The sequence below is a fragment of the Streptomyces sp. NPDC047880 genome (assembly GCF_040706515.1).
Lineage (GTDB): Bacteria > Actinomycetota > Actinomycetes > Streptomycetales > Streptomycetaceae > Streptomyces.
Map to the genome: position 1 here is coordinate 1 of NZ_JBEZOK010000040.1, position 23,259 is coordinate 23,259.

A 23,259-nucleotide genomic window follows, 5' to 3' on the forward strand; every position below is an offset into this window, starting at 1 on the left:
CGGGCGAGCTCGGCGCGCATGACCAGCGCCATCACGCCGCCGATGACGAAGAACGCGAACGACGTCGCCAGGTACAGCGTGCCGATCGTCTTGTGGTCCGTCGTCGTCAGCCACTTGACCACGACACTGCCGCGGTTCTGGCGCCTGACCGGCAGCTCGTCCTCGTAGTGGGACCCTGCTGCCGCGGCACCCTGGGGTTCGTTGAGGATGCTCACAGGTTGTTCGTCTCCCGGTTCTTCTCGTGGCTCGTCTGCGCGATGCCGGCAGGAACGTAACCGTTCTGCTGCTTGTCCACGAGGTCCTTGAGGTGCTGCTCGTAGCGCTCCGGGGAGACGACCTTCACGTTGAACAGCATCCGAGAGTGGTCGACGCCGCAGAGCTCGGCGCACTTGCCCATGAAGGTGCCCTCCTTGTTGGGGGTCACCTCGAAGGCGTTGGTGTGGCCCGGGATGACGTCCTGCTTCATGAGGAACGGCACCACCCAGAAGGAGTGGATGACGTCACGCGAGGTGAGGACGAAGCGGACCGTCTTGCCCTTGGGCAGCCACAGGGTCGGGCCCGGGTTGCCCGTCTGCGGGTTCCGCGTGCCGGGGGTGCCGCAGTCGTAGACGCCGCCGGCGTTGGCCGGGAAGTCCTTCTTGAAGCGGTCCGGGATCGCGTTCAGGTCCTTCGAGGTCTTCGCGTCCCCGGTGGAACCGGCGACCGGCTCGATGTAGTTGAAGCACCAGCTCCACTGGAAGCCGACCACGTTGACCGTGACGTCCGGCTTCTTCTTGAGGCTGAGCAGCTCGGACTCGTCACGGGCGGTGAAGTAGAACAGCACCGAGACGATGATGAGCGGAACCACGGTGTACAGCGCCTCGATGGGCATGTTGTACCGGGTCTGCGGAGGAACCTCGACCTTGGTGCGGCTGCGCCGGTGGAAGAAAGCACTCCACAGGATCAGACCCCACACCAGCACGCCGACGGCGAGCGCAGCCGCCCAGGAACCCTGCCACAGGGAGAGGATCCGGGGAGCCTCTTCCGTGGTCGGGGTGGGCATACCAAGGCGGGGGAAGTCTTCCCAGTTGTACGAGCAACCGGTGGCTGTCGCCAAGACCAGGCCCGCGGTCAGTGCCTGCAGCAGCTTCCGCCGCATCGGGCGCCGCGGCGAGCGGTCGGAGCCGTTGGGACTCACGTAGCGCCTTCCCGAGAGTCTCGCCCGCGCGGTCGGCTGCGGCCTGGCCTTCTCGCTGGTCGGTCGCCGCCCTGCGTCGGGCAGGGGTTTGGATGTTTATGCGGACCAAACCCTAGCCGACGCCCTCCGGGGGTTCTCGAGGAGGGGTGCCTACTCACCCGGCCGGTTCGCTGAATTGGCGGCTGCGGGCTGTTTGTGGCTGTTCGCGCAGTTCCCCGCGCCCCTGAGATCTGTCTCCCCCGTGGACGTTCTAGCGTTGCCGTGTGGCCTACTTCGATGCTGCTTCCAGTGCTCCGCTTCATCCCGTTGCCCGGCAGGCGCTGCTGGCCTCGTTCGACGAGGGGTGGGCGGATCCTGCGCGGTTGTACAGGGAGGGGCGGCGGGCCCGGGTGCTGCTGGACGCGGCGCGGGAGGCCGCCGCCGAGGCGGTGGGATGCCGGCCGGACGAACTGGCCTTCACCTCGTCCGGAACCCGTGCCGTGCACACGGGGATTGCCGGGGCGCTGGCCGGGCGGAGGCGGATCGGGCGTCACCTGATCGTGTCCGCGGTCGAGCACTCCTCTGTACTGCATTCGGCGGAGCTGCTGGAGGCGGCCGGGGGGAGCGTCACCCAGGTCGCGGTGGACCGCGCCGGGTTGGTGGACCCTGCGGCCTACGGCGATGCCCTGCGCGCGGACACGGCGCTGGCGTGTCTGCAGTCGGCCAACCACGAGGTGGGGACCGAGCAGCCCGTCGGGGCGGTGGCCGAGGTGTGCCGGGCGGCCGGGGTGCCGTTGCTGGTGGATGCGGCGCAGTCCCTGGGGTGGGGGCCGGTCACAGGGGACTGGTCGCTGCTCACGGCCAGTGCGCACAAGTGGGGTGGGCCGTCCGGTGTGGGACTGCTCGCCGTACGCAAGGGGGTGCGGTTCGCGGCGCAGGGGCCGGTGGACGAGAGGGAGTCGGGGCGGGCGCCCGGTTTCGAGAACATCCCGGCGATCGTGGCGGCGGCCGCGTCGCTCAGGGCCGTACGGGCGGAGGCGGCCGAGGAGGCTGCGCGCCTGCGGGAGCTGACGGACCGGATCCGGGCACGGGTGCCGCGGCTGGTGACCGACGCCGAGGTCGTCGGCGATCCGGTGCGCCGGCTGCCCGGGGTCGTCACCTTCTCGTGCCTCTACGTCGACGGCGAGGCCCTGCTGCACGAGCTGGACCGCGAGGGTTTCTCGGTCTCGTCCGGTTCGTCCTGCACGAGCAGCACACTGACGCCGAGCCACGTCCTGCGGGCGATGGGCGTGCTGAGTGAAGGGAATGTGCGGGTTTCGCTGCCGCTCGGGACGGCCGAGGAGGATGTGGAGAGGTTCCTGGAGGTGCTTCCCCGGGCGGTGGCGGCGGTGCGGGAGAAGTTGGGGGCACCGGTCTCGGAGACGGTGGTGCGGGATGCCGACGTCCTCGTCGTGGACTCCCTGGGCAAGAGGTGCCCGATCCCGGTGATCGAGCTGGCGAAGGTCATCGGCGATGTGCCCGTGGGCGGGCTGGTCCGGGTCCTGTCGGACGACGAGGCGGCCCGCCTGGACATCCCCGCGTGGTGCGAGATGAGGAACCAGGAGTACGTGGGTGAGGAACCGGCGGAGAAGGGAACCGCTTACCTGGTCCGCCGGGTGAGCTGACGAACCCGAGGGCGCGGGGCTGTGCCGCCATGCGGCTGCCGCCGCGGGGCGCGGCCAGCCCCCACGCACCCACGGACGGCGGATCAGCCCAGATGTCCCCGTACCTCTTCCGCGGCCTCGTCCCCGTACGCCTTGGTGAACCGCTCCATGAAGTGCCCGCGCCGCAGCTGGTACTCCTGCGTCCCCACCGTCTCGATCACGAGGGTCGCCAGCATGCAGCCGACCTGGGCGGCACGCTCCAGGGAGACGCCCCAGGCCAGGCCCGACATGAACCCCGCGCGGAAGGCGTCGCCGACGCCCGTCGGGTCGGCCTTGCGCTCCTCGTCGGGTGTTCCGACCTCGATCGGGTCCTCGCCGACCCGCTCGATGCGCACGCCGCGCGCGCCGAGGGTGGTCACCCGGTGGCCGACGCGGGACAGGATCTCCGCGTCGCTCCAGCCGGTCTTGGTCTCGATGAGGCCCTTCTCGTACTCGTTGGAGAACAGGTACGTCGCCCCGTCCAGCAGGATGCGGATCTCCTCGCCGTCCATCCGCGCGATCTGCTGCGAGAAGTCGGCGGCGAACGGGATCGACCGGGAGCGGCACTCCTCGGTGTGGCGGAGCATCGCCTCCGGGTCGTCGGCACCGATGGAGACCAGGTCGAGGCCGCCCACCCGGTCGGCGACGGTCTTCAGCTCGATGAGGCGGGCCTCGCTCATGGCGCCGGTGTAGAAGGAGCCGATCTGGTTGTGGTCGGCGTCGGTCGTGCACACGAAGCGTGCGGTGTGCAGCGTGTCGGAGATGCGGACGGACTCCGTGTCCACACCGTGCCGGTCGAGCCAGGCCCGGTACTCGTCGAAGTCCGCGCCCGCGGCGCCGACCAGGATCGGGCGGGTGCCGAGCTGTCCCATGCCGAACGCGATGTTCGCGGCGACGCCGCCGCGGCGGACGTCGAGCTTGTCGACCAGGAACGACAGCGAGACCGTGTGCAGCTGGTCCGCTACGAACTGGTCGGCGAAGCGGCCGGGGAAGGTCATGAGGTGGTCGGTGGCGATGGAGCCGGTGACTGCGATGCGCACGGCGTGGATTCTCCTGTGGGAGGCGGACCTTGACGGTTCACGCTATCGGGTGGGCGGGGCGGCTCTGAAGGCATCGAAACTACCCGATAGTAGATCTTTCTCGGTGAGCTCGACCGTGCATACGGTGCCGTTATGACGAACCTCAAGGTCCATGAGCCCGTTCCGGTCGATCTCGAGGGCGATCTGGCGTCGCTGCCGGGTGACGGGGCGCGGATGGCTCCGCACTGGGCGGTCCCCCGGATCGACTCGCGGCCGGTGTCCCCGGCCCTGATCCACGGCGTGTCCGTGCCCCCCGCGTCGGCGCGGCTGCTCGACGCCATGTCCGATTACGGGGACTGAACGGCGCACACGCGGGAACCGTGAGCTCCCCCGCTGCGTCCCATCGCTGTCCCCCGTAAAGGGGAGGCGGGATACGACCCACCAGCGGTCCGGGTATGACCGGGCCGGGTCCCATGGGACAGCTGTGCAGCCGAAGGAGCGATGCGGTGAACACCGAGCGACCCGACAACGACGACGACGTCAGGGCAGCGGCCGACGCCCCCGCCGATGCCGCTGCGCAGACCGAGGCGCGTGGCACGGCGAAGGCCGGGGCGTCGGCGGAGGCCGGGGCGTCCGCGGAGGCTGACGCGTCGGCGGGCGTCGGGACGTCGGCGGAGGACGGGGAGCCGGCGGAGAACAGGGAGCCGGCGGAGAACGAGGAGGCGGCTGAGTCCGACGGCACCGGCGCGACCGGTGAGGCTGCCGACGCCGCGACCGGCGAGGCCGGCGACACCGCCGCGGACAGCGAGGCCGCCGACGCCGCCGCGGACAGCGAGGCCGCCAACGCCGCCGCGGACAGCGAGGCCGCCGACGCCGCCGCGGACAGCGAGGCCGCCGACGCCGCCGCGGACAGCGAGACGCGGGCCGGCGAGGCGGAGCCGGCCGGGACCGACACGGCCGGTGCGGTTGCCCCGGCCGTCACGGAGCCCGATGCGCCGAAGGAGGTCACAGAGACGGCTGCGCCCGAAGGCCGGGAGGACGGCGACGAGCCCGTCACGCCGGCCGGGGGCCACGAAGTCGACGCCACCCCCGTGCCGGTTAGCGAACTGCCACGCGACGAGGAAGACCTGGTCCGGCACGGCGGTGGCCGGTCGCGTACGCCCGCGATCATCGCCTCCGTCGCCGCCGCCGTGCTGCTGATCGGCGGTGGCGGGGCCTGGCTCGCCTCCAACGCCTCCAGCGGGCCGGGGGGCGGCACGACGTCCGGTGCGCCCGGTGGGGACGACACTCCCCCGCCGCTCGCGCTCGACGGCTACTCGGAGTCCACGGCCGGTGGCGGCAACGGCATCGCGCCCGGCGAACCCAATCCCTACGGCGCCACCTACCGGCTCGGCGGTCCCCTGCCCGACGGCCCCGCCAAGGCGCCGGTGTACCGGGCGCAGGGCGAGGTCGGCAAGGCGGACGTGGCCCGGCTGGCCAAGGCCCTCGGGGTCGAGGGGGCGCCGGTGGCGCAGGGCGAGGACTGGAAGATCGGGGGCCAGGACGGCTCGGGGCCGAGCCTCCGGGTCAACCGGCAGGCCCCGGGGTCCTGGACGTTCAGCCGGTACGCGCCGGGGACCGACAACTGCAAGGGCACCGACACCTGCACGGCCCCGCAGTCCGATGGCACTCCGGTGAGTGAAGAGGCCGCCGAGAAGGCGGCCGCGCCCGTGCTGAAGGCAGTGGGTCAGGACGACGCGAAGCTCGACGCGAGCCAGGTCATGGGGGCGCAGCGGGTGGTCAACGCCGCTCCCGTCGTCGGCGGACTGCCCACGCACGGCTGGCCGACGGGGGTCACGGTCGGCCAGGACGGCGAGGTCGTCGGCGGCACCGGTCAGCTGAGGACGCCGGTGAAGGGCGACACATACCCCGTGGTCAGCGCCGAGAAGGCGCTGGAGCTGATGAACGGGCAGCCGAAGAAGGACCACCGGATGGGCATCGGCGGCTGCGCCAGCCCCGTGCCGCTGAAGGACCGGCTGGAGCAGCCCTGCGGTCAGCCGGCGAGCGGCGCTCCCGAGCAGGACACCGTGACCGTCGAGGGCGCGGTGTTCGGGCTGGCCGCGCACGTCGTGGACGGACGGCAGGCGCTGGTGCCGTCCTGGCTGTTCGAGGTGACGGCGCCGGGCGCGAAGGACCCGTTCACGGTGACGTATCCGGCGGTGGAGCCGAAGTACCTGGCCTCCCCCGAGCCGAGCCAGCCGAGTGACCGGCCCTCGTCGGCGCCCGGTCCGCGCGAGGTGAAGGTGGACGGCTATCGGGCCGAGGGCGCGGAGCTGACGGTGTCCTTCACCGGCGGTGTGTGCTCCGACTACGACGTGAAGGCGAACGAGAAGGGCGACGAGGTGACGGTCACCGTGACGTCGACCCCGTGGCCGGACAAGGTCTGCATCATGATCGCCAAGCAGTTCCAGGAGACCGTGCAGCTGGACGAGCCGCTCGGCGACCGGGCGGTGGTCGACGCGGACGGCAAGGCGGTGCCGCTGGCCAAGGAGGGCGCGCGGCTGCCGGCTCCCCCCACGCAGGAGCGGTAGGAACGCCGGACAGCGCGAAGGCGGCGGCCCCCGTCGCAGGGGGCCGCCGCCTTCGTCGTGTCCGCGGCCGCCGGTGGCGGCTCGGCAGGCTCAGCTGAAGGAGTCGCCGCAGGCGCAGGAGCCCGTCGCGTTCGGGTTGTCGATCGTGAAGCCCTGCTTCTCGATGGTGTCCACGAAGTCGATCGTGGCACCGCCCAGGTACGGGGCGCTCATGCGGTCGGTGACGACCTTCACACCGCCGAAGTCCTTCTCCACGTCGCCGTCGAGGGCGCGCTCGTCGAAGAAGAGCTGGTAGCGCAGGCCGGAGCAGCCGCCGGGCTGGACGGCGACGCGCAGCGCGAGGTCCTCGCGGCCCTCCTGGTCGAGCAGCGCCTTGACCTTGGACGCGGCGGCGTCGGTCAGGATGATGCCGTCGGTGACGGTGCTGGTCTCGTCCGATACGGACATCTACATCTCTCCCGGGTTGTACGGAGACTGCTTGCCGACGGTTGCAACCGGCGGGGCCGCGGATTCATTCCGGGCCGGGCGCTCGATCTCGGCTCCTTTTCATGCTCGCACACGCGCCGGGAACCGGAAAACGGCTCTTTCCGGGTCTTCCCGGGAATGAACCGGGGCTCGCCGGGATTCACGTCACACAGACGCTATGGCCATCGTCAAAGTGACGTGAAGCGGTTATGATAGATAGCGTCAAATCGACGAAAAGTCGCAGAAACAGAAAGGGTGCGTGCCGTGACCACCGCCCAGCCCCAGGAGCTCGACGTCCAGCCGACGCCCCTCGCCCTGCTGCTCCTCGGCCGTGAGGCCGACCCGAAGAGCGAGCGCGGTGTGGAGTGTCCCGGCGACCTGCCCTCGCCGTCCGACCCGGACCTGGTGGAACGCGCCCGCAAGGCGAAGGAGAAGCTCGGGGACAAGGTCTTCGTGCTCGGCCACCACTACCAGCGTGACGAGGTCATCCAGTTCGCCGACGTGACGGGTGACTCGTTCAAGCTCGCCCGGGACGCGGCCGCCCGCCCGGAGGCCGAGTACATCGTGTTCTGCGGCGTCCACTTCATGGCGGAGTCGGCGGACATCCTGACGTCCGACGACCAGAAGGTCGTGCTGCCCGACCTCGCCGCCGGCTGCTCGATGGCCGACATGGCGACGGCCGAGCAGGTCGCCGAGTGCTGGGATGTGCTGACCGAGGCCGGCATAGCCGAGCAGGTCGTGCCCGTCTCGTACATGAACTCCTCGGCCGACATCAAGGCGTTCACCGGCAAGCACGGCGGCACGATCTGCACCTCGTCCAACGCCAAGCGGGCTCTGGACTGGGCCTTCGAGCAGGGCGAGAAGGTGCTCTTCCTGCCGGACCAGCACCTCGGCCGCAACACCGCCGTGCGCGACATGGGCATGTCCCTGGAGGACTGCGTCGTCTACAACCCGCACAAGCCGAACGGCGGCCTGACCGCCGACGAGCTGCGCGCGGCCAAGATGATCCTGTGGCGCGGCCACTGCTCGGTGCACGGCCGCTTCAGCCTGGACTCGGTGAACGACGTGCGCGCGCGCATCCCGGGTGTGAACGTCCTGGTGCACCCCGAGTGCAAGCACGAGGTCGTGGCCGCGGCGGACTACGTCGGCTCGACCGAGTACATCATCAAGGCCCTGGAGGCCGCGCCGGCCGGCTCCAAGTGGGCCATCGGCACCGAGCTGAACCTGGTCCGCCGCCTGGCGAACCGTTTCGCGCCGGAGGGCAAGGAGATCGTCTTCCTCGACAAGACGGTCTGCTTCTGCTCGACCATGAACCGCATCGACCTCCCGCACCTGGTCTGGGCCCTGGAGTCGCTGGCCGAGGGCAACCTCGTCAACCGCATCGAGGTGGACAAGGAGACCGAGGCGTTCGCGAAGCTGGCACTGGAGCGGATGCTGGCGCTGCCGTAGCCGTCCTGCGGTCCACCGTCACCCCGAGCGCGGTCTCCGCTCGGGGTGCGCGGGGTCGAGGCTGAAGACCGTGCCGTCGGGGGTGGAGGCGACCAGGGCGCCGTCGAGGTTTCCCACCTCGGTGGCACCCCAGTCGGTGTCGTCGCGCTCGGCCCGTGGCAGCGTCTCCCAGAGCACGGTGCCCTTCTTCGCGTCGAGCGCCCCGACACGCCCGCTGGCACTGCTCAGGTACACGGCCCGGGCCCGCGGGTCGTACCTCGCCTCGCTCGGCCGCTCCAGGCTGGTCGGGGTCTGCCACAGCGGCCTGCCCGTCCCGGCGGAGACGGCGGTGACCTGTCCGTTCGACGCGGCGAACCACAGGGTGCCGTCCCCCAGCGACACCTGTCCCCCGTACTCCTCGGACAGTTTCGTGGTGCGGTGGGCACCGGTGCGGGGATCCACCGTCCGGATCGCCGCGTACGGTGCGTCCTGGCCCGCGAGCAGGTTTCCGTCCTCGTCCTCCCTGGCGTCCAGGAAGAGGAGCCTGCCGTCGAGAGCTCCGAGGAGGCCGGCCTTCGCCGGGACGGTCAGCCGCCGGTCCGGGCCGCCGGCGCGGCCGGCTTCGACGACCAGGGAGGGGCCCGCCGCCTCCGGGATGCATTGGAGGTACAGCCGCTCGCCCAGTTCCGTGGCCCCGCAGTAGTGACGGGCGGGCAGCCGCTGCGTCCAGCGCGCGGCTCCGCCGCGCGGCGAGCGGGCGGTCACGGAGGTGCCGTCGCCCTCCGGGAGCACGACAAGGCCGCCGGACAGCACCGGATCGATCCATTCCGCGTTCACCGCGCGCTGCCACAGCGGTTCACCGGTGCCGGTGTCGAAGGCGAGGATCCGGTTCGGCCCCTCGCCCTGCGGTTCCTGCTGCACCACCACCGCGTCGTCGATGACGCCGAGGATCTTGAACCTGGCGAAGTCGTCGCCGGTGACGGACGCCGCCGGACCGGTGCGCCAGACGGTCGCCCCCGTCCTGCCGTCCAGCCGTACGGGCAGGATCCCGTCGCCCGCGCAGTACACCGCGCGCTCGTACACACGGCACTGGGGCCCGCCCCGCGTCGTTCCGCCCTCCTGCCGGTCGGGCGCCGTGCGCACTCCGCGCCCGGCCGTCTCGTACACCGTGGTCTGCCAGGGCCGCCACCCGGCCGGCGGAGCCGCCCATCGGGACGGGGAGGAACCGGGCCTGTCGCCGCTCAGCGCCCAGCCGGGGCCCAGGGTCAGATAGGCCGTCAGGCCCAGGACGACCGCACCCACCGCGCCCGTCACGACCGGCAGCCGTCGAACGCGCCGGCGGAGCCGTCCGGCCCGCGGCGGACCGGCGGCGGTCACGGGACGGCCGGACCGCGCCCCGTCGACGCCGGCCGCCGGACGAGTGTCCTGCGTCGAGTCCCTGACCGTCGCCGGGCGCGTGTCCTGCGTGGAGTCCGTGACAGTCGCCGGGCGCGTGTCGTGGGCGGGATCGGCGGGCGACGCCGGGAGGAAGGGGCCGACGGCCGCCGGGCCGGCGCGGAGCGTCAGGGTGGCGCCGTCCGCGGACTCGGGCAGGAGGTCCGCGGACTCGGGCAGGAGGTCCGCGAACTCCCCTGCCAGCTCCTCGAGTCCGGGCCGGGCCGCGGCGTCCTTGCTCAGGCAGCGCTCCAGCAGGCCGCGCAACGGTCCGCCGACACCGTCCAGCACAGGCTCACCGTGCACCACCCGGTACGCCGTCAGATACGGGCTGCCCGCATCGAACGGGCCGCGCCCGGTGACGGCGTACACCAGCAGCGCCGCGAGCGAGAAGACGTCCGACGCCGGGCCGACCGCGCGGGCGTCGACGAGCTGTTCGGGGGACATGAAGGGCGGTGTCCCGATCATCTGGCCAGTCTCGGTGAGCGTCTGATGGTTCTCCGCCGCTCGCGAGATGCCGAAGTCGATGACGCGCGGGCCGTCTTCGGCCAGCAGGACGTTGGCCGGCTTCAGGTCCCGGTGCACCACCCCGGCCCGGTGGATGTCACGCAGCGCCTCGACCAGGCCCAGGGCCAGCCGGCGCAGCTCGGAGTCGGTGAGGGCGCCCCGGTCACGGACCCGGCGTGCCAGGGAGGGCCCCGCCACGTACTGGGTGGCCATCCAGGGCCGCGCCGCGTCGGGGTCGGCGTCCAGGACCGGCGCGGTGAAAGCACCGCTGACCTTGCCCACGGCCGCGATCTCCTGCCGGAACCGGCTGCGGAAGACCGGGTCAGCGGCGTAATGGGCGTGCACCACCTTCAGGGCCACGACACGGCCCGACCGCGCCCTGCCCCGGTAGACCACGCCCATGCCCCCGGCCCCCAGACGGTCGACCAGCCGGTAGCCGCCGACCGACTTCGGGTCGTCCCTGTGCAGAGGCACGCCCGAAACCCCTTCCCCCGTAGTGGCGTTCGCGATCCACAGGATACGGAACGGCACAACGGAACGGCCGGGCACCGGCCCTGGAGGGTCGGTGCCCGGCCGCAGGGGTCAGGCCGTCACACGTTCGCGGGCTCCGGATCCGCCGCGTCCGTCCGCCGGGCCGAGAGGCCCTTCTTCGCCGCGCGCTTCTTCGCCCGGCGCTCCTTGCGGAGTTCGACCATCGCGTAGAGCGTCGGGACGAGCAGCAGGGTGAGCAGCGTCGACGTCACCAGGCCGCCGATCACGACCACGGCCAGCGGCTGGGCGATGAAGCCGCCTTCGCCGGTGATGCCGAGGGCCATCGGCAGCAGGGCGAAGATCGTCGCCAGCGCGGTCATGAGGATCGGGCGCAGCCGGTGCCGGCCGCCCTCGATCACGGCCTCGACGACGCCGTGGCCCTGCTTGCGGTACTGGTTGATCAGGTCGATCAGCACGATCGCGTTCGTCACCACGATGCCGATCAGCATCAGCATGCCGATCATCGCCGGGACGCCCATCGGGGTGCCGGTGGCGATCAGCAGGCCGATCGCGCCGGTGGCGGCGAACGGGATGGAGACCAGCAGGATCAGCGGCTGGATCAGCGACCGGAAGGTGCCGACCAGCAGCATGAAGACGATCGCGATCGCCGCGAGCATCGCCAGGCCCAGGTTGGCGAACGCCTCGTCCTGGTCCTCGGAGACACCCCCGATCGACGCCGTGGCGCCGTCCGGGAGCTTCAGCGCGTCGATCTTCGACTGGAGCTGGGCGCTGACCGCGCCGGTGTTGTCGCCGGTCGGCTTCGCGGTGATGGTGGCCGCGCGCTGGCCGTCGATGCGGGTCATGGAGACCGGCCCGTCGACCTGCTTCACCGTGGCGATGTCGCCGAGCTTCACCGCACCGCCCAGGCGCAGGTCCTGAAGCTGCTTCAGGGTGGTGGCGGGCTTCGCCGAGCGGATGACGACGTCGCGCTCGGTGTCGTCCAGGACCGCCTTGGCCACGGTGGTGCCGCGGACGGCCTGGGCGACGACCGCCCCCAGGGTCTGGTCGTCGAAACCGGCCGCGGCGGCCTTGCCGTTGGCCTTGACGGAGATGCGCGGCACGCTGGTCGCCAGGTCGCTGGAGACGTCCGTGACGTCGTCGAGGGAGGCGACCGTCTTGCGGACCTCCTCGGACGCCGTGCGCAGGACGCCGGCGTCAGCGGCCTTCACGACCACGCTGAGGTCCTGGCTGCCGAAACCGTCACCGGCGGCGACCGTGGTCGTGCCGATGCCCTTCAGGCCGGCCAGACCCTTCTCGATGCTGTCCTGGACGTCCTCGTAGGACGCCGAGTCGTCCAGCATCACCTGGTAGGAGGCCTGGTTGGTGTCCGTGCCGCCGCCGAACGCCGCCATGAAGCCGGACGAGCCGACCGTGACCTGGTAGTCCTTCACGCCCTCGATGCCGGCGAGCAGTTGCTCGACCTTCTTCGCCTGGGCGTTCGTCGCGGCCAGGCTGGTGCCGGGCTTCAGCTCCTGCTTGACGGTGAGGACTTCCTGCTCGCCCTGGTCGAAGAAGTTCGTCTTCAGCAGCGGCGCCATGCCGAACGTGCCGACCAGGACGACGATCGCGAGGGCCACGCTGGTGAGACGGCGGCGGGTCGCGAAGCGCAGGACGGGGACGTAGATGCGCTGGAGGCGGCTCCTGGCCTCCTTCTCCTCCGCGATCCGGCGCGCCTCCGCCGCGTCCTCGGGGGTGCCCTTCGGGGGACGCAGGAACCAGTACGACAGCACCGGCACGACCGTCAGGGAGACGAGGAGGGACGCCAGCAGCGCGGCCGTGACGGTGAGGCTGAACGAGCCGAACAGCTCGCCCACCATGCCGCCGACCAGGCCGATCGGCAGGAACACCGCGACCGTGGTGAGCGTCGAGGAGGTCACCGCTCCGGCGACCTCGCGCACGGCGTTGAGGATGGCCGAATGGCGCTCCTCGCCGTAGCCGAGGTGGCGCTTGATGTTCTCCAGGACCACGATCGAGTCGTCGACGACCCGGCCGATGGCGATGGTCAGGGCGCCCAGGGTGAGGACGTTCAGCGACAGGTCGCGCGTCCACAGCACGATCAGGGCGAGGACCACGGACAGCGGGATGGACACCGCGGTCACGAGGGTGGAGCGGAGCGAGGCCAGGAAGACCAGGATCACCAGGACGGCGAAGAGCAGTCCGAGCGCGCCCTCGGTGGTCAGGCCCTCGATCGACTTGGACACGGCCGGGCCCTGGTCGCTGACGACCGTGAGGGTCGCGCCGGAGCCGAGGTCCTTGCGGAGATCCGGGAGCTTGTCCTGGACGGCGTCGGAGATGGCGACCGCGCTGCCGTCGCGGTCCATGGTGACGGCGACGGAGAGGCTGGGCTTGCCGTCGGTGCGGGTGATGGAGTCGGCCGTGGCCTCCTGCTGCTTCACGGTGGCGACGTCGCCGAGGCGGGCCGGCTTGCCCTTGCCCGACTCGCCCTTCACCATCAGGTCGCGGATCTGCTCCACCGAGGTGAGGCCGCCGCCGACCTGGACGGTGCGGTTGGCGCCGCCCTCGTCGAAGGAGCCCGCCGGGACGGTCGCGCCGCCCGCCTTCAGGGCCTCGCCGAGGGACTGGGCGGTCAGGCCGGCCTTCGCCAGCTTCGCGTCGTCGGGCGTGACGGTGACCTGGACGTCACGCACGCCGTCGACGGTGACCTGGCCGACGCCGTCGATGCTCTTCAGGTCCGGCACGACCGTCTTGTCGAGCTGGTCGGCCAGGGCCTGCTGGTCGCGGCCCGAGGTGACGGCCAGGACGACGGTCGGGATGTCGTCCGTGGAGCCGGCGACGACCTGCGGGTCGACGTCGTCCGGGAGCTGTACGCGGGCCCGGTTGACGGCCTGCTGGACGTCGGCGACCAACTGTTTGGTGTCGTTGCCGTAGTCGAAGGACGCCATGATCACGGCGTTGCCCTCGCTGGCGGTCGAGGTGACGCCGCTGATGCCGTCGACGGCTTCGAGGGTGTCCTCGATGGGTTCGACGACCTGCTTCTCGACCACGTCCGGGGACGCGCCCTGGTAAGGCGCCAGCACCGACACCATGGGCAGTTCGATGGTGGGCAGCAGCTGCTGCTTGAGCTGGGGTATCGCGATCGCCCCGAAGACGAGCGCGATGATCGACATCAGCCCTATCAGGGCCCGTTGCGCGAGGCTGAATCTCGACAGCCAGGACATGGGTGAGGGTCTCTCTTCTGTTTAACGGCAGAAGCGGCAGCGGACGCGCAGACGAGCGCCCGCCCCTACACCCTGAGCCATGCGGGAACCGGGTTTCGTAGGCCCCAGGTCCAAATCCTTATGCGGCGCATACTCCGGCCGCAGTACGCCCGGGCAGAGCTCACTCCACCCTTGGACGGACCAAGCCGGACTCGTACGCAGTGACCACGAGCTGGGCGCGGTCCCGGGCACCGAGCTTGGCCATAGCCCGGTTGACGTGTGTCTTCACCGTCAGCGGGCTGACTTCGAGGCGCTCGGCGATCTCGTCGTTGGAGTGCCCGCCGGCGACCTGGACCAGCACCTCGCGCTCCCGGACGGTGAGCGAGTCGAGCCGTTCGCCGCGGGCCGGGTCGCGGTCGCCGTCGGCCGGGTCCTGCGTGGCGAGGAACCGGGCGATCAGGCCCGTGGTGGCCGCAGGGGACAGCAGTGCCTGGCCGCCCGCGGCGATGCGGATGGCGTTCAGCAGTTCCTCGGGTTCGGAGCCCTTGCCGAGGAAGCCGGAGGCGCCCGCGCGCAGCGACTGCACGACGTAGTCGTCGACCTCGAAGGTCGTCAGGATGACCACCCGGACGTCGGCGAGGTCGGGGTCGGCGCTGATCATGCGGGTCGCGGCGAGACCGTCCGTGCCGGGCATGCGGATGTCCATGAGCACGACGTCGGCGTGCTGCTCCTTCGTCAGCCGGACCGCTTCCGCGCCGTCGGAGGCTTCGCCGACCACTTCCATGTCGGGCTCGGAGTCGACGAGCACGCGAAAGGCGCTGCGCAGCAGCGCCTGGTCGTCGGCGAGCAGGACACGGATGGTCATGCGGGGTCCTCCCCGGTCGGTGTGCGGTTCTTCAACGGCAGGATGGCATGGACGCGGAAACCGCCGCCGTAGCGGGGACCGGTGGTGAGGGTGCCGCGCAGGGCGGTGACGCGTTCGCGCATGCCGAGCAGTCCGTGGCCGCCGCCGTCCTGGTTCCCGTGCTCGTCCTCGTGCTCGCCGCTGCCGTCGTCGAGCACGGTGATCTCGATGTTCGGTCCGACGCGGACGACGCTGACCTCCGCCTTGGCCTGGGGCCCGGCGTGCTTCTGCACGTTGGTGAGGGCCTCCTGGATGATCCGGTAGGCGGCCAGATCGACCGCCGCGGACAGGGTGGTGCCCTGGTCCGCGCGGGCGACCTCGATGTGCAGGCCTGCGTTGCGGAAGGTGCCGGTGAGTTCGTCGAGGCGGTCCAGGCCCGGGGCGGGTTCGGTGGGGGCCTCGGGGTCGTCGGACTGCCGGAGCAGGCCGACCGTGGCGCGGAGTTCGTTGAGTGCGGAGCGGCTGGCCTCGCGGACGTGCCCGAGGGCCTCCTTGGCCTGGTCGGGGCGCTTGTCCATGACGTGGGCGGCGACTCCGGCCTGGACGTTGACCAGGGCGATGTGGTGGGCGACGACGTCGTGCAGGTCCCGGGCGATGCGCAGGCGCTCCTCGGCGACGCGGCGGCGGGCCTCCTCCTCGCGGGTGCGTTCCGCCTTCTCGGCGCGTTCCCTGATCGCCTGGACGAAGGCGCGGCGGCTGCGGACGGCGTCGCCGGCGGTGGCGCCGATGCCGGTCCAGGCGAAGATGCCGAGGTTCTCCTGGGCGTACCAGGGCAGCGGGCCCGCGGCCATGGCGGCGCCGGTCAGCACGGTCATGGTGAGCAGGCCGATGCGCCAGGTGGTGGGGCGGTCGGTGGTGGAGGCGACGGTGTAGAGCGCGATGACGGCGGACATCGCCACGGGGGTGCGGGGGTCGCCGGTGACGGACTCGATGACGGACAGGGTGCCGGTGAGGGCGAGGACCGTCATGGGGGCGCGGCGGCGGAAGACCAGGGCCGCGGCGCCGAGGGTCATGAGGAGGAGGCTGAGCGGGTCGGGGGTGCGCAGGGCCCAGCTGACGCTGTCGCGGTGCCTGGGTTCCACGAAGGAGCCGGCGACCATGCAGACCAGGACGGCGAGGGCGAGGACGGCGTCCATGGCCAGGGGATGCGCTTTGGCCTGGCATCTGGCCCGCGCGAGGGTGCTCACGGTTGTTTACGGTAGCCGGGCCGGCTGTTTCTGTGTGAGGTGCCCGGCGTCGGGCCTCAGGTCGGCTGGATCCGCAAGCCGGCGGAACGGGGTGCCGTTGCGCCCACCCTCCCCCATCGCCCCAGCGGCACGCATGCCCGCGGCTGGGTCAACCTGGGATCAGGCCGTCGTCGCTGAGGAGCTCCCGGACTTCCTCCAAGGTCGCGTCGGGGGACGGCAGGATCAGTTCCGAGGGTTCCAGGGAGTCGTCCGGGAGGGGGGCGCCCAGGTCGCGGACCCTGGTCAGGAGGGCCTGGAGGGTGCGGCGGAAGCCGGGGCCGTCGCCGTTCTCCATCTCCGCCAGGAGTTCGTCGTCCAGCTTGTTCAGCTCGGCGAGGTGGCCGTCGGCCAGGCTCACCTGGCCCTCCCCCATGATCCGTACGATCATGTCGCCCTCCTAGGCGTGGACCCCTACTGCTTGTCGAAGCGCGGGGTGTCCTGCGGCTGCTGCTGGGACTGCTGCTGGCTCGTGCCACCTTCGATGGCCTGCTGCCCGCTGCTCGAGCCTCCGGCCAGCTCGGCCTTCATGCGCTGCAGCTCCAGCTCTACATCCGTACCACCGGAGAGCCGGTCCAGCTCGGCCTGGATGTCGTCCTTGTGCATGCCGGAGGGGTCGTCGAGGGCGCCGGAGGCGAGCAGCTCGTCGATGGCGCCGGCGCGGGCCTGGAGCTGGGCCGTCTTGTCCTCGGCGCGCTGGATGGCCAGGCCGACGTCGCCCATCTCCTCTGAGATGCCGGAGAAGGCCTCGCCGATCCGGGTCTGCGCCTGCGCGGCCGTGTACGTCGCCTTGATGGTCTCCTTCTTCGTACGGAAGGCGTCGACCTTGGCCTGGAGCCGCTGGGCCGCGAGGGTGAGCTTCTCCTCCTCGCCCTGGAGCGTCGCGTGCTGGGTCTCCAGGTCGGTCACCTGCTGCTGGAGCGCGGCCCGGCGGGAGAGCGCTTCGCGGGCCAGGTCCTCACGGCCCAGCGCGAGCGCCTTGCGGCCCTGGTCCTCGAGCTTGCCGGACTGCGACTGGAGCTGGTTCAGCTGCAGTTCCAGGCGCTTGCGGGAGGTCGCCACGTCGGCGACGCCACGGCGGACCTTCTGCAGCAGCTCCAGCTGCTTCTGGTACGAGTAATCAAGGGTCTCGCGCGGGTCCTCGGCCCGGTCAAGGGCCTTGTTCGCCTTCGCGCGGAAGATCATCCCCATACGCTTCATGACACCGCTCATGGGCTTCGCGCGCCCCCTTCTGACCGACTCCGGTTCCAGCTCCAGCGACAGAACCCACAGTACGGGCCCTGCATCCATTACCGCACTGTTCGGGGACGGATGCGCTCATCCCCAAGGACGACTGCGTGCGCTCCCGCTCCGGCGTAGGGAGTAGGTGGTCCCCGGGGTCACCGGAGCCGTGCACCCCGGGGTCCGTCCGGAGGCGTACGCGACGTCCCCTCTGTCCCCTTACTGACGACTGGTGTTGCCGGATCGTTCCCCACGGGGCTGGGGTCCATGCCCGGAAGCCCTTACCCTTGGGTTTTGTGTTCCGTAGCCGTGCGAAGGATGAGAAGGCCCAGGACGCCGACAAGGCGCCGGTGACCGACTCCAGTCAGCCCCGTCACCCCGAGGCCCCGAAGGGCCGCCCCACGCCCAAGCGCAGTGCGGCCCAGTCGCAGCGCCGCAGCGTGGCCAACACGTCGACGACGCGCAAGGAGGCCGCCAAGCGACAGCGCGAGGAGCGCCGTGCCGCGATGGAGCGGCAGCGCCAGGCGCTGGCGAGCGGCGACGAGCGGTATCTGCCCGCGCGTGACAAGGGGCCGGTCCGCCGGTTCGCGCGCGACTTCGTCGACTCCCGGTTCAACATCGCGGAGTTCTTCCTGCCGATGGCCGTGGTCATCCTGGTGCTGAGCATGGTGCGGGTGGCCTCGCTGCAGAACATCGCGCTGCTGCTGTGGCTCGTGGTGATCGTGCTGATCGTGCTCGACTCGTTCGTGACGTCGTTCCGTCTGAAGAAGCAGCTGAACGAGCGCTTCGCGGGTGAGAACAAGCGCGGCGCCGTCGCCTACGCCCTGATGCGCTCGCTCCAGATGCGTCGGCTCCGGCTGCCGAAGCCGCAGGTCAAGCGTGGAGAGCGGCCCTGACCACGACGCCGTTCTCCGGGGGCGCGGCGGATGCCTGGCTGGACAAGCTGGGCGGGCTGCGCGATGTCGTCCGGCAGGAGCTGGTGGCCCGCCAGCTGGACGAGCAGATAGTCGGCCGGTTCCCGGTCGGCCGGCGCCTGCGGGTGCTGGACGTGGGGATGGGCCAGGGCACGCAGGCGCTGCGGCTGGCCCGGGCCGGTCACCAGGTGACCGGTCTGGAGCAGGACGCGACGATGGTCGCCGTGGCCCGGGAGTCCCTCGCCGGGGAACCGGAGGGCATCCGGGAGCGGATGCGGATCATCGAGGGCGACGGCCGGGACACCGGCGTGCACTTCCTGCCGGGCAGTTTCGACGTGGTGCTGTGCCACGGCGTCCTGATGTACGTCGAGGAACCCGACCCGCTGCTGGCGGGGCTCGCCCGGATGCTCGCGCCCGGCGGGCTGCTGTCCCTGCTGGTGCGCAACGGGGACGCGCTCGCGATCCGGCCGGGCCTGTCCGGTGACTGGCCCGGGGCGCTGGCGGCCTTCGACACCGTCTCCTACCGCAACCGGCTGGGGCTCGACGTACGGGCCGACCGGCTGCAGGACCTGACGTCGACGCTCGCGGGGATCGGGGCGCCGCTGCACGCCTGGTACGGGGTGCGGGTGTTCACCGACACGGCGGCGGACGGCGCGGAGGTGCCGGCCGACGTGGAGACGCTGCTCGCGGTGGAGGAGAAGGCCGGGCGGACGGATCCGTACCGTGGGGTGGCGGCGCTGCTGCACCTGTGCGGCGTGCGCGGCTGACACCCGGAAGGTGGTGGGCGAGGGCCGTGGCCCCCGCCCACGCGCTCACGCCTCGGCCGCGTGCAGGCTCATCGGCCCGTAGATCTCCGTGGCGTCCTCGAACAGCCGCACCTGATCGGCACCGCCCTCTTGGAGGGCCTTCCAGTGCTCCCCGATCCAGGACTCGGCGTCCCCCTGGGTGGGGAACTCCTCCGGCGTCACCGCGGGCTGGACCTCCGTCCCGTCGGTCTTCTCGAACCGCCACGTCCATGCCGCCATGTACGCCTCCCATGTGTGTGAGCACACTGCACAGCGAAAAGCCGGATCTTGGTCCGGCTCCGACTCAGAGCGTAAGCGCTCCGCCGGGTTGCCCGTTACAGGCCGTGCGGGGATGCGGGTATCCGCTCGCCTGCGGGTCGTGGGGGTGTCCGCGCAGCTCCCCGCGCCCCTCAGGGGCGTCTCCATCACGCGTGTCCCAAGCCCACGGGTGAGAATCGGGGCGTGGAACTCACTCTGCTCGGCACCGGCGCCCCCGCGGGACTTCCCCGCCCCGACTGTCCCTGCGCGGCCTGTGCGGCCGCTCTCGGACCGGATGCGCGGGCGGCCACCGCGTTGCTCCTGGACGGGGTGCTGCTGCTCGACCTGACGCCGGGTGCGGCGTTCGCGGCGGCTCGGGCGGGCCGTTCCCTGACCGGTGTCCGGCAGGTGCTGCTGTCGCATCCGCACGACGGGCCGGCGGTCGAGGTGCCCGCGGGGCTGCCGCAGCCCGGACGGGTGCCGGACGGGCGGGAGTTGACGCTGCTGACGGGGTACCGGGTGCGGGCGGTGGCGCTGGACGCGCCGGGCACGGGGTACGCGGTGACCGGGCCGGAGGGGCAGCGGCTGCTGTATCTGCCGCCGGGCGGGGCGCCGGCGGGCCTGGCGGAGCCGGCCGAGTCGTACGACATGGTCCTCACGGATGTCGTGGGGCGGCCGGACGCACTGGCCAGGCTGCGGGCGGTGGGGGCGGTCGGCCCGACCACCGACGTGGTCGCCGTCCACCTGGACCACGACCTGCCGCCCGGCCCCGAGCTGGGGCGGCGGCTCGCGGCCGCCGGGGCGCGGGCCGTGCCGGACGGGGTGACGCTGGTGGTGGGGGCGTACGAGGACGTGCCGGACGTGCCGCGGCGGACCCTGGTGCTGGGCGGGGCGCGGTCGGGCAAGTCGGTGGAGGCCGAGCGCAGGCTGGAGGCCTTTCCCGACGTGCTGTACGTGGCGACGGGCGGGTCGCGCAACGGGGACACGGAGTGGTCCTCGCGGGTGGCGGCCCACCGGGAGCGGCGGCCGGGGTCGTGGCAGACGGTCGAGACCTGCGATCTGGTTCCGCTGCTGGAGGCCGAGGGGCCGCCCCTGCTCATCGACTGCCTGTCGCTGTGGCTGACTGACGCGATGGACTCGGCCGGGGCGTGGGACGACGCGGTGTGGGCGGAGCGCGGGGAGAAGGCGCTGCGGGAGCGGGTGCGGGAGCTGACGGAGGCGGTGCGGGCCACCCGGCGGACCGTGGTCGCCGTGTCGAACGAGGTGGGGTCGGGGATCGTCCCGTCGACGGCGTCGGGACGGCGTTACCGGGACGAACTCGGGCGGCTGAACGCGGGGTTCGCGGACGAGTGCGAGCACGTGCTGCTGGTGGTGGCGGGGCAGGCGGTGGTGCTGCGGGGCTGAGCAGGGCCGGTGCGGGGCGGCGCTGCGCCCGGTCTCCGTGCGGACCGGCCGGCCCGGAGCCCCGCGGCACCCTCCCTTCCCCGTCCCTCGGCCTACTCAGCCGTGCGGACCGGCCGGCCCGGAGCCCCGCGGCACCACCGCCTGCCCCTCCCCGCCCCTCCGCACCTCCTCCTTCGGCCCCCGTCGTTCGGTCTACTCGGCCGTGCGGGCGATCACGCGGTAGGTGTTCGCGAAGCGCGTGCGGCGGGCCACCGGGGCGATGAGGTGGTCGGCCAGTGCCGCCACGGCGACCAGGGGGAGGCCCGCGCGGAGCAGGGCCGTGCGGGTGTGCCGCTGGACCGGGGGCGGGGGGATCGCCCGCCAGGCGGTGTCCGGGGCGGGCAGGGCGTGGGAGAGGGCCAGGGACGTGGCGCCCGCGAGGTCGTGGGGGACGTGGACCGGGCGGTGGTCGAGCGTGAGGATCGTGCAGCCGGCCGACTCGAGTTCCGCGCGGACGTTCTGCGGGGGCAGCAGGTGGAGGTGGCGCGGCTGGTCGTAGGGGAGCCACCAGCGGCCCAGCAGGGCGGCGAAGACACTGCGGGGGCTCAGGGTCTCGATGAGCAGGTGGCCTCCGGGGCGCAGGACGGACAGGGCGGCCCGGAGTTCCGCCCGGGGGTCGGGGGTGCCCTCCAGGTGGTGGAGCATGCTGACCACGTCGTAACGGGCGCGCAGCGGGGCGGCGATCCGCAGGTCCGTCAGGCGGCCGACGTGGGCCTCCTCGACGCGGTCGGCGGTGCGGGCGCGGACCACGCGCGGGGTGGGGTCCAGGCCGTCGAAGGCGGTGTAGGGGAAGAACTGCCGGGCCGTGGCGGGGAAGCGGGCGTGGCCCGTCCCGACGTCGAGCCAGCTCTCCGGCTCGCCGTGGCGCAGCATCGCACGGGCGGCCGAGCGGTGGCGGCGGGGGCTGCCGCGCAGGGCGAGGAGGCCGTCGCTCGCCGGGTCCCTGGGCGCACCGCCCACGGTCCGGTGGTAGAGGGCGAGGCCCTCCACCGTGAGGCGCGGGTTCTGGAAGGTGTGACCGCAGTCCCGGCAGGCGTCGACCGTGAAGCTGCCCGGCTCGAACTGCCGCAGGTCACCGGTGCGCAGCCGGTTGCGCAGGGAGGTGGAGCCGCACCAGGGGCAGTCCTCCCGGCGCGGTTCGTGGACCCGGGTGGTCGCCTGGCGGACCGGGGGTGCTGAGGGGGCGGGGTGTGCGGGCATGGGGGCTCCCGGGCGCGACGGCGTACCGCAAGGACGTAGGGCGGGGACGTGGGCGAACCACATACGACAATCCGCTGCAAAACGGAACGTATGGGATGCCGATGCCGGGTGCAACGACGTCGCCCTGACGGAGTGGTGATGTGGCGCCGTGCCGTTCGAGCGGGGCCGGTACTGTTCGGCGAATGAGCTCGCTTAATCTCGACGACTTCACCGATCTGATCGAGCGTCCGGACGGCGGGATCCGCCGGGACGCCGAGGCGCGCCGCGAGCGACAGATCGTGCCGCCCGGGTCGCTGGGCCGCCTCGACGAACTGGGTGAGTGGCTGGCGGCGGCGCAGTCCGCCGTACCGGTCCGGCCGGTCGAACGGCCCCGGGTGGTGCTCTTCGCCGGTGACCACGGCGTCGCCGGGCTGGGCGTCTCGGCCCGTGCGGCGGGCAGCGCCGGGGAGTTGGTGCGCGAGGTCCTGGAGGGCGGCCGGCCGGTGTCGGTGCTGGCGCGGCGGCTGGGCGTGCCGGTGCGGGTCGTCGACATGGCGCTGGACTGCGATCCCGAGGCCCTGCCTGCGGACGTCGTACGGCACCGGGTGCGGCGCGGGAGCGGGCGGATCGACGTCGAGGACGCCCTCACCCTGGAGGAGGCGGAGGCGGCGTTCCGGGCCGGGGTCGCGGTGGCCGACGAGGAGGCCGACTCGGGCACGGATCTGGTGGTGCTCGGAGATGTCAGCGTCGGCGGGACCACGGTGGCGGGCGTGCTGGTCGCGGCGCTGTGCGGGGTGGACGCGTCGGTCGTCACCGGGCGCGGCGGGCTGGCGATCGACGATCTGGCGTGGATGCGCAAGTGCGCGGCGATCCGCGACGCGCTGCGCCGGGCACGGCCGGTGCTCGGGGACCAGTTGCGGCTGCTGGCGACCGTGGGCGGGGCCGACTTCGCCGCGATGACGGGCTTCCTGCTGCAGAGCGCGGTGCGCAAGCTGCCGGTGGTGCTCGACGGTGTCGTGGCGGCGGCCTGCGCACTGGTCGGGCAGCGGATCGCGTTCCGGGCGCCGGACTGGTGGCTGGCCGCGCACGACAGCGGGGAGCCCGGGCAGGCGAAGGCACTGGACCGGATGGCGCTGGAGCCGCTGCTCACCCACGGGGTGACCGTCGGGGAGGGCGCGGGGGGTGTGCTGGCGCTGCCGCTCGTGCAGGCGGCGGCCGCACTGGCGGCGGAGCTCCCCGAGAAGCCGAAGGAGTCCGAGGAGGCACCGGAGTCCGAGGAGGCGAAGGGGTCCGAGGAGCCGGGCGCGCCGGAGGCCCCGGGGGCGCCCGCCGAGGGGTGACGGCCCGAGATCCAGGTCACGCCCGCCTGGCTCAACTTCGTC

The 23,259-nt window shown here is 72.2% G+C and carries 19 protein-coding genes and 1 pseudogene; 8 read left to right on the forward strand and 12 right to left on the reverse strand.

Annotated elements, in window-relative coordinates:
* Positions 1–215: pseudogene (locus tag AB0937_RS36855) on the reverse strand (cytochrome ubiquinol oxidase subunit I); the annotation flags it as partial.
* Positions 212–1,177 (reverse strand): cytochrome c oxidase subunit II, encoded by a 966-nt coding sequence (coxB, locus tag AB0937_RS36860; protein ID WP_361120219.1) that lies wholly within the window; start codon positions 1,175–1,177, stop codon positions 212–214. The gene coxB and the pseudogene AB0937_RS36855, both read right to left, overlap by 4 nt.
* A gap of 263 nt (positions 1,178–1,440) precedes the next feature.
* Between coxB and AB0937_RS36865 the strand changes: the two genes are divergently transcribed.
* The gene (locus AB0937_RS36865) at positions 1,441–2,820 is read left to right on the forward strand and encodes an aminotransferase class V-fold PLP-dependent enzyme (RefSeq protein ID WP_366718305.1); all 1,380 of its coding nucleotides are present in this window, start codon (positions 1,441–1,443) and stop codon (positions 2,818–2,820) included.
* Between the two features lie 83 nt (positions 2,821–2,903).
* Here the strand turns inward: AB0937_RS36865 and AB0937_RS36870 are convergent, their stop codons facing one another.
* The gene (locus AB0937_RS36870; protein ID WP_366718307.1) at positions 2,904–3,878 is read right to left on the reverse strand and encodes a carbohydrate kinase family protein; all 975 of its coding nucleotides are present in this window, start codon (positions 3,876–3,878) and stop codon (positions 2,904–2,906) included.
* Between the two features lie 132 nt (positions 3,879–4,010).
* Here AB0937_RS36870 and AB0937_RS36875 point away from each other — a divergent pair, with 132 nt between their 5' ends.
* Together AB0937_RS36875 and AB0937_RS36880 are read left to right on the forward strand one after the other, a co-directional pair.
* Complete coding sequence (locus tag AB0937_RS36875; RefSeq protein ID WP_366718309.1) at positions 4,011–4,217, forward strand: hypothetical protein; 207 nt, start codon at positions 4,011–4,013, stop codon at positions 4,215–4,217.
* A gap of 767 nt (positions 4,218–4,984) precedes the next feature.
* Positions 4,985–6,427 (forward strand): hypothetical protein, encoded by a 1,443-nt coding sequence (locus AB0937_RS36880; RefSeq protein ID WP_366718385.1) that lies wholly within the window; start codon positions 4,985–4,987, stop codon positions 6,425–6,427.
* A gap of 90 nt (positions 6,428–6,517) precedes the next feature.
* On the opposite strand, the gene AB0937_RS36885 is transcribed toward AB0937_RS36880, so the two are convergent.
* On the reverse strand, positions 6,518–6,874 hold the full coding sequence (locus tag AB0937_RS36885; RefSeq protein WP_031109243.1) for an iron-sulfur cluster assembly accessory protein: 357 nt from the start codon (positions 6,872–6,874) through the stop codon (positions 6,518–6,520).
* A gap of 282 nt (positions 6,875–7,156) precedes the next feature.
* Here AB0937_RS36885 and nadA point away from each other — a divergent pair, with 282 nt between their 5' ends.
* Positions 7,157–8,341, forward strand: a complete 1,185-nt coding sequence (gene nadA / locus AB0937_RS36890) for a quinolinate synthase NadA (RefSeq protein WP_366718311.1) — start codon at positions 7,157–7,159, stop codon at positions 8,339–8,341.
* Between the two features lie 18 nt (positions 8,342–8,359).
* Here the strand turns inward: nadA and AB0937_RS36895 are convergent, their stop codons facing one another.
* The 6 genes from AB0937_RS36895 to AB0937_RS36920 form a co-directional block, all read right to left on the reverse strand.
* Complete coding sequence (locus AB0937_RS36895) at positions 8,360–10,735, reverse strand: serine/threonine-protein kinase (RefSeq protein ID WP_366718313.1); 2,376 nt, start codon at positions 10,733–10,735, stop codon at positions 8,360–8,362.
* Between the two features lie 116 nt (positions 10,736–10,851).
* Positions 10,852–13,971, reverse strand: a complete 3,120-nt coding sequence (locus tag AB0937_RS36900) for an efflux RND transporter permease subunit (RefSeq protein WP_366718315.1) — start codon at positions 13,969–13,971, stop codon at positions 10,852–10,854.
* A 160-nt stretch (positions 13,972–14,131) separates the two neighbouring features.
* The gene (locus AB0937_RS36905) at positions 14,132–14,815 is read right to left on the reverse strand and encodes a response regulator transcription factor (protein ID WP_366718317.1); all 684 of its coding nucleotides are present in this window, start codon (positions 14,813–14,815) and stop codon (positions 14,132–14,134) included.
* Positions 14,812–16,041 (reverse strand): sensor histidine kinase, encoded by a 1,230-nt coding sequence (locus tag AB0937_RS36910; protein WP_366718319.1) that lies wholly within the window; start codon positions 16,039–16,041, stop codon positions 14,812–14,814. The genes AB0937_RS36905 and AB0937_RS36910 overlap by 4 nt, the downstream gene beginning before the upstream one ends.
* Before the next feature lie 148 nt (positions 16,042–16,189).
* Positions 16,190–16,468, reverse strand: a complete 279-nt coding sequence (locus tag AB0937_RS36915; RefSeq protein ID WP_234849884.1) for a hypothetical protein — start codon at positions 16,466–16,468, stop codon at positions 16,190–16,192.
* Between the two features lie 23 nt (positions 16,469–16,491).
* The gene (locus AB0937_RS36920; protein WP_366718322.1) at positions 16,492–17,277 is read right to left on the reverse strand and encodes a PspA/IM30 family protein; all 786 of its coding nucleotides are present in this window, start codon (positions 17,275–17,277) and stop codon (positions 16,492–16,494) included.
* A 317-nt stretch (positions 17,278–17,594) separates the two neighbouring features.
* Between AB0937_RS36920 and AB0937_RS36925 the strand changes: the two genes are divergently transcribed.
* Positions 17,595–18,194, forward strand: a complete 600-nt coding sequence (locus AB0937_RS36925) for a DUF3043 domain-containing protein (protein ID WP_366718324.1) — start codon at positions 17,595–17,597, stop codon at positions 18,192–18,194.
* A gap of 83 nt (positions 18,195–18,277) precedes the next feature.
* Complete coding sequence (locus AB0937_RS36930; protein WP_366718326.1) at positions 18,278–18,979, forward strand: methyltransferase domain-containing protein; 702 nt, start codon at positions 18,278–18,280, stop codon at positions 18,977–18,979.
* Positions 18,980–19,024: 45 nt separating this feature from the next.
* On the opposite strand, the gene AB0937_RS36935 is transcribed toward AB0937_RS36930, so the two are convergent.
* Positions 19,025–19,237, reverse strand: a complete 213-nt coding sequence (locus AB0937_RS36935; protein ID WP_221759112.1) for a hypothetical protein — start codon at positions 19,235–19,237, stop codon at positions 19,025–19,027.
* A 222-nt stretch (positions 19,238–19,459) separates the two neighbouring features.
* Between AB0937_RS36935 and AB0937_RS36940 the strand changes: the two genes are divergently transcribed.
* The gene (locus AB0937_RS36940) at positions 19,460–20,659 is read left to right on the forward strand and encodes a bifunctional adenosylcobinamide kinase/adenosylcobinamide-phosphate guanylyltransferase (protein ID WP_366718329.1); all 1,200 of its coding nucleotides are present in this window, start codon (positions 19,460–19,462) and stop codon (positions 20,657–20,659) included.
* A gap of 192 nt (positions 20,660–20,851) precedes the next feature.
* On the opposite strand, the gene AB0937_RS36945 is transcribed toward AB0937_RS36940, so the two are convergent.
* Complete coding sequence (locus tag AB0937_RS36945) at positions 20,852–21,898, reverse strand: class I SAM-dependent methyltransferase (protein WP_366718331.1); 1,047 nt, start codon at positions 21,896–21,898, stop codon at positions 20,852–20,854.
* Positions 21,899–22,080: 182 nt separating this feature from the next.
* Here AB0937_RS36945 and cobT point away from each other — a divergent pair, with 182 nt between their 5' ends.
* Entirely contained in the window at positions 22,081–23,217 is a 1,137-nt protein-coding gene (cobT, locus tag AB0937_RS36950; RefSeq protein WP_366718333.1) for a nicotinate-nucleotide--dimethylbenzimidazole phosphoribosyltransferase, read from the forward strand.
* Positions 23,218–23,259 lie beyond the last annotated feature (42 nt).

Bases quoted from the DNA above. Each gene is read 5' to 3' on its own strand.
- AB0937_RS36905 (WP_366718317.1), bottom strand. From the start codon at position 14,815: ATGACCATCCGTGTCCTGCTCGCCGACGACCAGGCGCTGCTGCGCAGC.
- AB0937_RS36885 (WP_031109243.1), bottom strand. From the start codon at position 6,874: ATGTCCGTATCGGACGAGACCAGCACCGTCACCGACGGCATCATCCTG.
- AB0937_RS36875 (WP_366718309.1), top strand. From the start codon at position 4,011: ATGACGAACCTCAAGGTCCATGAGCCCGTTCCGGTCGATCTCGAGGGC.
- AB0937_RS36935 (WP_221759112.1), bottom strand. From the start codon at position 19,237: ATGGCGGCATGGACGTGGCGGTTCGAGAAGACCGACGGGACGGAGGTC.
- AB0937_RS36915 (WP_234849884.1), bottom strand. From the start codon at position 16,468: ATGATCGTACGGATCATGGGGGAGGGCCAGGTGAGCCTGGCCGACGGC.
- AB0937_RS36920 (WP_366718322.1), bottom strand. From the start codon at position 17,277: ATGAAGCGTATGGGGATGATCTTCCGCGCGAAGGCGAACAAGGCCCTT.
- cobT (WP_366718333.1), top strand. From the start codon at position 22,081: ATGAGCTCGCTTAATCTCGACGACTTCACCGATCTGATCGAGCGTCCG.
- AB0937_RS36900 (WP_366718315.1), bottom strand. From the start codon at position 13,971: ATGTCCTGGCTGTCGAGATTCAGCCTCGCGCAACGGGCCCTGATAGGG.
- AB0937_RS36945 (WP_366718331.1), bottom strand. From the start codon at position 21,898: ATGCCCGCACACCCCGCCCCCTCAGCACCCCCGGTCCGCCAGGCGACC.